Annotated in this window: 2 protein-coding genes; both read left to right on the top strand. The window is 62.5% G+C overall.

What is annotated here, in order from left to right:
* Positions 1 to 183: 183 nt before the first annotated feature.
* Entirely contained in the window at positions 184 to 1,146 is a 963-nt protein-coding gene (locus I73_RS29355) for a glycosyl hydrolase (RefSeq protein WP_148289869.1), read from the top strand.
* A 10-nt stretch (positions 1,147 to 1,156) separates the two neighbouring features.
* On the top strand, positions 1,157 to 3,574 hold a 2,418-nt coding region (locus tag I73_RS20115; RefSeq protein ID WP_022982265.1), incomplete at its 3' end, for an RND family transporter.

Raw genomic sequence — 3,574 nt, 5'->3', positions numbered from 1 at the left:
CTTGCCGAATGACTGCTTCCTCGTATGCCGACGCCTCGTACTTTTCGATCCTCAAATCTTTTCCGTGGCGGTGCCATTCTGTTGGCACTTTTTGTCGCCAGCGCGTCGCTGTGGTCCCAGCAGTCTGCTGCACGGTCTCCAGGGGATCCGCTGCAGCTGCCTGCCGTCCACGTTCGCTCCGCAGTGGCTGCCCCGATTCTTGGTTTGGCGGCCCGGGACGCACTCGTCGTGGCCGTGGGTCTGCGTGGCGTGATCGTTCGCTCCGATGATGGAGGGGCGAGCTTCACGCAGGTGCCGGGGCCAGTGGGTGTCGACCTGACCAATGTGGTGCTCGTAGGCCAGGGACGTGCGTTTGCCGTCGGTCATCGCGGCGTGGTATTGCGCAGCGACGACGACGGACGAACCTGGCGTGTTGTCCTCGATGGACGGCGGGTTCGAGCCCAACTCGGCATGGAAGAAAAAGGGGAGGCGGAGCGCTCGGAAAGCCAGGCGGCCCAGAGTGCACGGCGGGCGGATACCTGGCCGCTCTTCGCTGTGCACTTCAGTGATGCGAATCGTGGTCTCGTCGCCGGGGCATTTGGCCTGCTGATGCGTACAGAGGATGGCGGCGAAACCTGGCACAACGCCGCCGATGCCATGATGGATGCGTCTGACGTGCACATCTACGGACTCGGGAGCACGGAATCGGCGCTTTTCCTGGTCGGTGAGCGTGGCCTGCTCGAGCGCCGACCGGTCGGAAGCCCCCGTTTCCACCCGTTGGCCTCGCCCTACCGCGGCAGTTGGTTCGGTGTGGCGGTCCGGAACGAATCCACCCTCGTCTACGGGATGCGTGGCAATGCCTACCTCAGCAGCGACGGCGGAGAGAGTTGGCAATCGCTGGACACTGGCATCCAGACCGGCATCGTGGCGGGCATGTTGCTTGGCGACGCCTCGCCGCTGCTGGTGTCCCAAAGCGGTGTGATTCTCTGGGGCGAAGATGGCAAGAGCACGATGCAGCGCCTTGAAGCGCCAGCGTTGCCGTACACGTCGGCCGCAATCGCGACGGGTCGCGATGGGCAGCGTCGGCTGGTGCTCGGCGCGCTATCGGGGCTGCGGGTGCTGACGCTTCCTGCCAGGCCGAACGCAACCCCCTCCAAGACGTCCTGAACCGATTCTCATGATCCCCTCTCAACACGAAAAGGACATGCCGGTGGTCCGGCACGTCGAGGACTTCTACACCGGCGCGGGCAACAGGCTCGAGCGCATGATCTTCAACCACCGCTTCGCAGTGCTGCTCATCAGCCTGTTGATCACATTCTGGCTCGCAAGCCAGGCATTGCGGCTGGGCGTGAATGCCAACTACGAGAACATGGCCCCGCGAAGCCATCCGTTCATCGTCAACTATTCGGCCAACAAGGGTGAGCTCCGGGCCCTGGGCGACACGCTGCGGGTGGTTGTCGAAAACAGGAGCGGAGACATCTTTGACGCCAGGTACCTTGAGACGCTGGCCCACATCAACGACGAGTTGATGCTGTTGCCTGGGGTGGACCGTGCTTGGGTCAAGTCCCTGTGGGCGCCGGTGGTTCGCTGGACCGAAGTGACAGAGGAGGGCTTCGCCGGGGGAACGGTCATGCCGGACGACTACGATGGGTCGCCGCGTGCGATAGACCAACTGCGGCGCAATGTCGTGCGCGCAGGACTGGTCGGATCCATCGTGGCGAATGACTTCCGGTCGTCGATGATTGTTGTCCCGTTGACTGCCGTCGACGGGCCCGCCGGGGCGTCCGACATTGCGTATGCCCAACTGTCCGAGCGCGTCGAGCAGATCCGACGTCAGCAGGAGGCCAAAGGACAGGTGCGAGTTCACGTCGTCGGCTTCGCCAAGTTGGTGGGCGATCTGATCGACGGCATCCGCAGCGTGATGTGGTTTTTCGCCGTCGCCGCCGCGATCACCGCGGTGATCCTGTTCACCTACACGCGTTGTGTGAGAAGCACGATCGTCGTCCTCACGGCTTCACTTGTCGCCGTGGTCTGGCAATTGGGCTTGCTGAAGATTGCGGGGCTGGAGCTCGATCCGTACTCGATCATGGTGCCGTTCCTTGTGTTCGCGGTGGGCGTTTCGCATGGCGCCCAGAAGATGAATGGCATCCTGCAAGACATCGCGCGGGGGACGCACCGCTACGTTGCCGCGCGATACACGTTTCGTCGCCTTTTCCTAGCTGGCCTTACCGCCTTGATTGCAGATGCCGTGGGATTTGGCGTGCTTGCGGTAGTGGATATTCCGGTCATACGCCATCTTGCCTTCGCGGCCAGCGTTGGGGTCGGTGCGTTGGTGTTCACCAATCTCATCCTCCTTCCCGTCATTCTCTCGTTCAGCGGAGTCAGCAAGCACGCGGCGCAACGTGCGTTGCGATCGTCGGAGGCGCCGTCACGCATGCAGATCCGGATCGAAGGGGTGCTGATGGCCTTCACGCGGCGGCGTGCAGCGCTAGCCGCAGTAGCGGCATCACTTGTCCTCGGTGCGGTGGCGTGGCACGTCAGGTCCCATCTCGAGATCGGTGACCTGCATGCAGGAGCTCCTGAGTTGCGAGCGGAGGCTCGCTATAACCGCGATGTTGCATTTATTGGCGAGCATTACGGCCTTTCGTCCGATGTATTCGCCGTGATGGTCAAGGGAAAGCCCGACGCTTGCATGCGCTTCGAGACGCTGGCGCGTACGGACCGGCTGACCTGGGAACTCTCCCAGGTCGAAGGCGTGCAGGCGGTCCAGTCGCTTGCCGATCGGGTGAGGCTGTACACGTCAGCGGCCTTTGAAGGACAGCCCAAGTGGTATTCAATCAGCGCGGACCAGGCGCTCATCAACCCTGGGATCGCCGCAGAGGCCGCGCTGGCAACGACGATGATGAATAGCGACTGCTCCGTATTTCCGGTCGTTGCTTATCTCCAGGACCACAAGGCCGAGACGTTGAAGCGGGTGGTTGCCGCTGCGCAGCGGTTTGCGGACGCCAACAGCGATGGAGATGCTCAGTTCCTGCTGGCTGCCGGTTCGGCGGGCATTGAAGCCGCAACCAACGAAGTGGTTGCGCGGGCCAATCTGCAAATGCTGTTGTACGTTTACTCGGCTGTCGCTGCGCTGTGCTTCATCACATTTCGCAGTTGGCGGGCCGTGGTGGTCGCAATCCTGCCGCTGGCATTGACGTCCATTCTCTGCGAGGCGCTCATGGTGTACTTCGAGATCGGCGTCAAGGTGGCAACGCTGCCGGTCGTTGCATTGGGCGTCGGCATCGGCGTTGACTATGCGCTGTACCTGCTGAGCGTGCAATTGCAGGTACAACGCAGCGGAGGCAGCCTGGGGGATGCATACCTGCACGCCTTGCGCTTTACCGGCAAGGTGGTCGCCCTGGTTGGATTTACCCTTGCCGTGGGCGTGCTGACCTGGGTTGCCTCTCCGATCAAATTCCAGGCGGACACTGGTGCGCTTCTGGCTTTCATGTTTGTCTGGAACATGCTGGGTGCCATCCTCTTGATTCCTGCGCTGTCCTACTTACTGCTCAGGCAGCCGGCAACGAGCCGACGACTGATCGCGGGGGCAGCG

This window comes from Ideonella sp. B508-1, assembly GCF_000333615.1.
GTDB lineage: Bacteria > Pseudomonadota > Gammaproteobacteria > Burkholderiales > Burkholderiaceae_C > Ideonella.
This window is presented reverse-complemented; position numbering and strand designations above follow the sequence as displayed.